Raw genomic sequence first — 6,097 nt, forward strand, 5'->3', positions numbered from 1 at the left:
CATTCTTGATGGTTACCTTCAAGGGTCAGTAGACCCCTCTCGAGGTAACCTGTCAAACAACTCGATGAAGTTAGCTGGGAAGGTGGGGCACGTGCTGGACGACCAAGCCCTCATGCAGGCGCTGAACAGCACCCCTGTCGCGGACGGCAGACCCCAGGACCTCTGGCGTGATGACCACGAGGTGGACAGATGGGCACGCGAGCACGGAGGTCCCGGCGGCGACGAGGGGCGCCGATGGTTGCGCACCGCCCGGGACACGCTCCAGGCGATCGAGTCGGGCACATCAACAGCGGAGTTCCGACTGGACCAAGTCCTCGCAGGCGTCCGCAAAGTCCCGCAGCCCAGCGCGTCGGGCATCGAGTGGCGCTTGGAGGTGCCGCCGGAGCGCAGGCTCGCCGTCGAACTCGTCCTCGCCTGGGCGGACGTCAAAGAGCGTATGCCCGGGCGACTGCGGCCGTGCGGGAACTCCGAATGCCGCCTCTTCCTACTGGACCGCAGTCGCGCCAACACCGCACGGTGGTGTTCGATGAAGACCTGCGGGAACCGGCTCAAAGCCCGACGGCACCTGGAACGGGCACGGAAGACCCCGCAACCCGAGTAGAGCGCCGGGAAGAGGCCTGGGCGCGCCACCCCGCCGGCCCATCTGGTCGCGGAGACCGAAACGCCGGCGAGGACAACCTCGCCGCCGGCGGCCCTGTCGCGCCGCCCAGCGTGTGCCTACCGGCAGCAAGCCGGCAGTACCGGGCTGACCTGGGTCAGGACCCGGCCGCGGTCGCGTTTCACTGTTTCCGGCCTGGCCATCCGGTCGCTGCTCGATCTATCGGGGCGATCCGTTCGTCACGTCGCCAGGAACCGTGTCCGCCCTGGCTGCGTGCGCCGCGGTCAATCGCTCGGCGGCCTGCCAGAGCTCGCCTTCGCGCTGCGGGTCGTAGGACTCCCGCGACGAGCGGTCCGCACGGTTGCGGTCGACGTAGGAACCGGTCGGCGCATGGGTCGTGCCGAGGACGACGTCGGCAAGGTAGCGGCCGGCGGCACTGCGGCTGGTGGCGAACGGGGTCAGGGCCATCACCGGCATGATGCGGCGCATCGCGAACCGGGAGACGGGTCCTGCGTTGCGGGCGAGGCCGGTGCCGGGGACGAACCCGGGGTTGTAGGCGACGGCGTCGACACCGGTCGGCAACCGGCGCGCGTACTCGTGCACAAGGTAGATGACGGCCAGTTTGCTCGTCGAGTACGCGCTACGCCCGCCGGCCGCGGTGTCCGGCTTCGGAAAGGCGCCCGTGCGTGCGAGGACGCCCGGAGACTTCCAGGCCGGGCCGGGCACCATGCCCATGTTGTGCCTGAAGTCGCCGAAGTGGGTGTCACTGGCGGTGATCACGATCCGGGCGGGAGCGGTGAAGCGGTCCTGGAGCAGTCGGACGAACAGGTGGTTGGCGAGCACGTTGACGGCGAAGGTGGCCTCGAAACCGTCGAAGCCCTCAGTCAGCGCGTTGGTGTACTGGATGCCGGCGTTGCCCACGAAGCCGCGCAGGGGCGGCAGGTCACCGCGGTCGAGCCGGCCGCGGATCTCGCCGGCGGCCGAGCGGACACTGGCCAGCGCGCCGAGGTCCGCCGAGACGTGCGACACCGTGTGCCCGCCCGCGCCGAGCTCCGCGGTGAGCTGAGTGCCGGAGGAGCCCCGGGCCACGACCAGGAGGTGCGCGTCCGGCGACCGGCGCAGGATGTGTTCCGCGGCGACGCGGCCGATCCCGCGGCTCGCGCCCGTCATCACGATGGTGTGCTCCATGGAAGGCTCCTCGACTGGCTGAACGACGGCGCCCGGCTCGGGCGCATCTCCACGTTCGCCGGTGGCGCCACCGCCAACCAGTGCAGTCCTCGTCACTAGGACTGGCAGTACCCAGGCTCGTCCGGCGCCGCGCGGCGAGAATGAACCCATGGCTTCCCACCGCTCCGATTTCGCCGTACTCCTGCGCGCCTGGCGCGACCGGCTGTCCCCGGCCGACGCCGGCTTCACGATGACGGACGGCCGCCGTGCCCCGGGGCTGCGCCGCGAGGAGCTCGCACAGCTGGCCGGGCTCTCCGTCGACTACGTCCTCCGCCTGGAACAGGGACGCGCGAAGAATCCCTCTGCCCAGGTCGTCGGGGCCCTCTCCCGGGCCCTTCAGCTCACCCGCGCCGAGCGCGACCGGCTGTACCGAAGCGCCGGCCTCCTTCCGCCCCAGGACGGGACGGTCAGCACCCATGTACCCCCGGGCGTCCAACGGCTCGTCGCACGCCTGGGTGACGTACCGATCGGGGTGTTCACCGCCGACTGGTCGCTGGTGTGGTGGAACACCACGTGGAGCGCCCTGCACGGTGACCCCGCCGTCCTCCCGACCGCCGAACGGAACCTCGCCCGCGCGCTCTTCGGCAACGGCGCCGCACACGCCTCGATGCTGCCCGTCCGATCCGAGCGCGGACAGGACGCCTTCGCGGAGTCGATCGTCGCCGACCTCAAGGACGCCGTGTCCCGCTACCCCGGGGACGCCCAGCTCGATCGTCTCGTGCGTGAACTGCGAGAAATATCCGATGCGTTCGCCCATCACTGGGCCACGCGGACGGCCGCCGCCCAGCACACGACGGACCGCAAGACGATCCGGCACCCGGAGATCGGCGACATCCTGCTCGACTGCGACGTCCTCATCGTCCCCGGCGCAGACCTGCGCATGGTCACCTACACGGCAGCGACCGGAAGCAGCGGGGCGGGAAAACTGGACCTTCTTCGCGTCACAGGCGGCCGTACTGCCACCGCCCTTCCCTGACCGGCGGCAACCCGCGCGGCCCCGTCGGCGTCCTGGTGGACACGACTACCGCGGTCGTCAAGCTCACAGGGCGCTGGAGTTCGGCGAAGCGGGGGCAGCGCGGACATGACGGCGGCCACCAGGATGACGGCCGCTCCCATGGAGCCGGGCGGCGCCCGGGCGTTGTCTCAAGCCGCCACCGACGCCCCGCGCGTCCACGACCAGACCGGCGAGGGTCTGATCGGCGAGGGTCTGACCCTCTACGTCTACAGGCGCTTCGATCCCGCCGGTCTGGCTCGGGGCGCAGTTCGCGCCGACAGAATCCTGGATGAGGCCCGCGAGACCGAAGAGCCCGCCCACCTCGTCCGTGTCTTCGGAATCTCCATCACCACTTCCATGAAGTACATCCACGCTGCCCACCCCCACCGCCTCGGCCCCGTCCCTCACTGAGGCAGACGGCCGCCCCGGGAAGCACGTGCCCCCACATAGCGGCACTCCAGGACGTTGACCTGCCTTCACGATGGCGGCAGGTCAGTGTTGAGTCTGTCGGCAGGCACTCGCTCGATGCGGGTCCAGCCCCTCCAGCCTCGCTCCTCCAGGATCGCCACCAGCCGCGCGGCGTGCGGTGAGGACTCGACCATGGTTGAGTCCAGCAGATCGACAAACTGATCGTCGATGCCGTCATCGGCGCCTACCTCTCCGGCCTCCACGGCGCGAACCATCAAGCGCTCCATGATGTCGGCGACCTCGACGACCCGCGGGTCGTCGGCCGGCCAGTCGAGTGCCCCGCTGAGAAGGCTGTAGAGCTTCACCATGTCGGGGTCGTCCAGCTCCTCGCGCTTCTTGGCGATCACGGAGTCGATCGAATGCGGCACCTGGGCGGCGATCATGATCCAGGCGTCCCGCTCCATCTCGATGTACCGCTCCTCAACGCCGAGACCGCGCAGCCGGTCGAGGTAGTCCACAACGCTCTGCGGAAGCGCCAGATGCTCTCCGGCGGCGAGCCTGGCGAGTCGGCTGCGAGTGTCCTGCAGCCGCCGGATCTCGGCACGCAGGGCCTTGTCGATCTCCTGGACGCCGTCGGCGAACTCCTCCGGGCCGGCGGCGAGGAGTTCCTGTACCCGGGCCAGCGGGACGCCGGCGTCTGCGAGGGCGCGGATCCGGATCAGTCGCACGACCGCGGCAGCGTCGTAGGTCCGGTATCCGGACCGGTCGCGCCCGGGCTCCGGCAGCAACCCGATCCGGTGGTAGTGACGTACCGCCCGCACCGTCACCCCGGCGTACGCCGCAAGCTGGCTGATGGTGAGCATGGGTCTCAGCCTGCCTCAGGCAATCTTCCGGCGATAGGCGGCCATCGCGAAGACGTACGCCACGACGAGGATGCCGACGCACCACGCGAGGGCGATCCAGATGTCGTCGCCGACCGGCTGCTCGGCGAACAGGTTGCGGATCGTGTTGACGATCGACGTCACCGGCTGATGTTCGGCGAACCAGCGCACCGGGCCGGGCATCGTCTTTGTGGGCACGAACGCCGAACTGACGAACGGCAGGAAGATGAGGGGGTAGGCAAACGCGCCGGCGCCCTCGACCGACGACGCGGAAAGCCCGGGGATCACGGCGAGCCAGGTCAGCGCCAGGGTGAACAGGAGCAGGATGCCGGTGATCGCGAGCCATGCCGACACTCCTGCCCCTGAACGGAAGCTCATGAGGACAGCGACGCCCACGACGAGCACGAGCGCGATCAGGTTGGCGACCAAAGAGGTGACGACGTGGGCCCACAGCACACCCGACCGCGCGATCGGCATGGACTGGAATCGTTCGAAGATCCCGCTCTTCACATCGGTGAACAGCCGGTACGCGGTGTAGGAGATGCCTGAGGCGACGGTCATGAGCAGGATGCCGGGCAGCATGTAGTTCACGTACGGAACCGACCCGGTGTCGATGGCGCCGCCGAACACGTAGACGAACATCAGCATCATGGCGACCGGCGTGATGGCGGTCGTGATGATGGTGTCCACGCTGCGTGTGACGTGGCGTAGGGTCCGCCCCGTGAGCGCGGCAGTGTCGTTCAAGAAGTACGTGGTCATCCTCGTCCCCCAGTTGTCGTGCCAGTGACGTCGCTCCTGTCGTTGCCACCGATGACTGCGAGGAAGATTTCCTCGAGAGTCGGCTGCTTCTCGACGTACTCGACCTTGGCGGGTGGGAAGAGCTGCTTGAGCTCGGTGAGGGTGCCGTTGACGATGATCCGCCCCTGGTGGAGGATCGCGACCCGGTCGGCCAGCTGCTCTGCCTCGTCCAGATACTGCGTGGTGAGCAGCACCGTCGTTCCGTGGCCGGCGAGCTCCTTGACCGCATCCCACACCTCGATGCGCGCCTCGGGGTCAAGACCGGCCGTCGGCTCGTCCAGGAAGATCACCGGCGAATTCCCGATGAGGCTCATCGCGATGTCCAGTCGGCGGCGCATCCCACCCGAATACGTGGCCACTCGCCGCGCGCCCGCCTCGCTCAGCGAGAAACGCCTCAGCAGGTTGTCCGCGGTCGCGCCGGGGTCCTTGATGTGGCGCAACCTGGCGACCAGGGCGAGGTTCTCCCGACCGCTGAGTATCTCGTCCACGGCCGCGAACTGTCCGGTGAGACTGATGGACTCCCGCACATTCGCCGCTTGCGTGGTGACGCCGAAGCCATTGACGTTCGCCGCCCCCGCGTCGGCTTTCAGGAGCGTGGCGAGGATCCTCACGGTCGTGGTCTTGCCCGCTCCGTTGGAACCGAGCAGGGCGAAGATGCTGCCCGGCGCCACGTCGAAGTCCACACCGCGCAGCACTTCGAGCTGCCCGTACGACTTTTTGAGACCTTGCACGCGAATCGCCGGACCGGCGATCGATCGGGCTGTCATGGTCATCTGCCTCCTTCACGGAGCTGTTCCAGGCGACTGCGCGGAAGCTCCTCCCGGAAGAATGGAGGGTTGACCCAGCGTCAAGGTCAAGCCCGTTCCGACCACGGCACTCGGATCGCCGACCGGCCAGACACACCGCAGCGATGACGGGCCGCCCGCCCCGAGCCCGTTCGGCCGGAACCCGCCGTACTCATAACTGTCGGTGAACCACTCACGCGTCGGTTCCTGCGACTCACCGGCCAGAAAATCCCGCCACCGCGCTCGGGTCCGCACCCGGTGCAGGATCCCGTCGATCACCTGTCGATGATGCCGCCGTCGGCCACGACGTCTCTCGCCCACCGGCAGGGCCACACACCGCCCGGCCCGGATGTCAGCCCCGGTGTCGACGGCGTCAGCGCGAACCCGCGGGCTACTTCGGGGTAGG

Annotated in this window: 7 protein-coding genes; 3 read left to right on the forward strand and 4 right to left on the reverse strand. The window is 68.8% G+C overall.

The genetic code is table 11. The features are described from left to right. Positions 1–91 precede the first annotated feature (91 nt). Positions 92–601 carry a CGNR zinc finger domain-containing protein gene (locus ABEA26_RS15665; protein WP_345592874.1) on the forward strand — a complete coding sequence of 170 codons (510 nt, stop codon included), beginning with the start codon at positions 92–94 and terminating at the stop codon, positions 599–601. A 216-nt stretch (positions 602–817) separates the two neighbouring features. On the opposite strand, the gene ABEA26_RS15670 is transcribed toward ABEA26_RS15665, so the two are convergent. Next, a complete protein-coding gene (locus tag ABEA26_RS15670; protein ID WP_345592876.1) occupies positions 818–1,786 on the reverse strand; it encodes an SDR family NAD(P)-dependent oxidoreductase in 969 nt (322 codons plus the stop codon). 148 nt (positions 1,787–1,934) lie between these two features. Between ABEA26_RS15670 and ABEA26_RS15675 the strand changes: the two genes are divergently transcribed. Then, positions 1,935–2,801, forward strand: a complete 867-nt coding sequence (locus tag ABEA26_RS15675; RefSeq protein WP_345592878.1) for a helix-turn-helix transcriptional regulator — start codon at positions 1,935–1,937, stop codon at positions 2,799–2,801. Positions 2,802–2,906: 105 nt separating this feature from the next. After that, positions 2,907–3,230 carry a hypothetical protein gene (locus ABEA26_RS15680; protein ID WP_345592880.1) on the forward strand — a complete coding sequence of 108 codons (324 nt, stop codon included), beginning with the start codon at positions 2,907–2,909 and terminating at the stop codon, positions 3,228–3,230. A gap of 65 nt (positions 3,231–3,295) precedes the next feature. On the opposite strand, the gene ABEA26_RS15685 is transcribed toward ABEA26_RS15680, so the two are convergent. From ABEA26_RS15685 to ABEA26_RS15695, 3 genes are read right to left on the reverse strand one after another with little or no spacing between them, the layout of a single operon-like run. Next, the gene (locus ABEA26_RS15685; RefSeq protein WP_345592881.1) at positions 3,296–4,090 is read right to left on the reverse strand and encodes a MerR family transcriptional regulator; all 795 of its coding nucleotides are present in this window, start codon (positions 4,088–4,090) and stop codon (positions 3,296–3,298) included. Between the two features lie 15 nt (positions 4,091–4,105). Then, positions 4,106–4,867 (reverse strand): ABC transporter permease, encoded by a 762-nt coding sequence (locus tag ABEA26_RS15690; RefSeq protein ID WP_345592882.1) that lies wholly within the window; start codon positions 4,865–4,867, stop codon positions 4,106–4,108. Beyond that, on the reverse strand, positions 4,864–5,673 hold the full coding sequence (locus tag ABEA26_RS15695) for an ABC transporter ATP-binding protein (protein ID WP_345592886.1): 810 nt from the start codon (positions 5,671–5,673) through the stop codon (positions 4,864–4,866). The genes ABEA26_RS15690 and ABEA26_RS15695 overlap by 4 nt, the downstream gene beginning before the upstream one ends. Positions 5,674–6,097: the final 424 nt, after the last annotated feature.

This window comes from Streptomyces marokkonensis, assembly GCF_039539045.1.
Classification (GTDB): domain Bacteria; phylum Actinomycetota; class Actinomycetes; order Streptomycetales; family Streptomycetaceae; genus Streptomyces; species Streptomyces marokkonensis.

Excerpts from the sequence above, each read along its gene's own strand:
- ABEA26_RS15670 (WP_345592876.1), bottom strand. The coding sequence starts at position 1,786 with ATGGAGCACACCATCGTGATGACGGGCGCGAGCCGCGGGATCGGCCGC.
- ABEA26_RS15675 (WP_345592878.1), top strand. The coding sequence starts at position 1,935 with ATGGCTTCCCACCGCTCCGATTTCGCCGTACTCCTGCGCGCCTGGCGC.
- ABEA26_RS15680 (WP_345592880.1), top strand. The coding sequence starts at position 2,907 with ATGACGGCGGCCACCAGGATGACGGCCGCTCCCATGGAGCCGGGCGGC.
- ABEA26_RS15685 (WP_345592881.1), bottom strand. The coding sequence starts at position 4,090 with ATGCTCACCATCAGCCAGCTTGCGGCGTACGCCGGGGTGACGGTGCGG.
- ABEA26_RS15690 (WP_345592882.1), bottom strand. The coding sequence starts at position 4,867 with ATGACCACGTACTTCTTGAACGACACTGCCGCGCTCACGGGGCGGACC.
- ABEA26_RS15695 (WP_345592886.1), bottom strand. The coding sequence starts at position 5,673 with ATGACAGCCCGATCGATCGCCGGTCCGGCGATTCGCGTGCAAGGTCTC.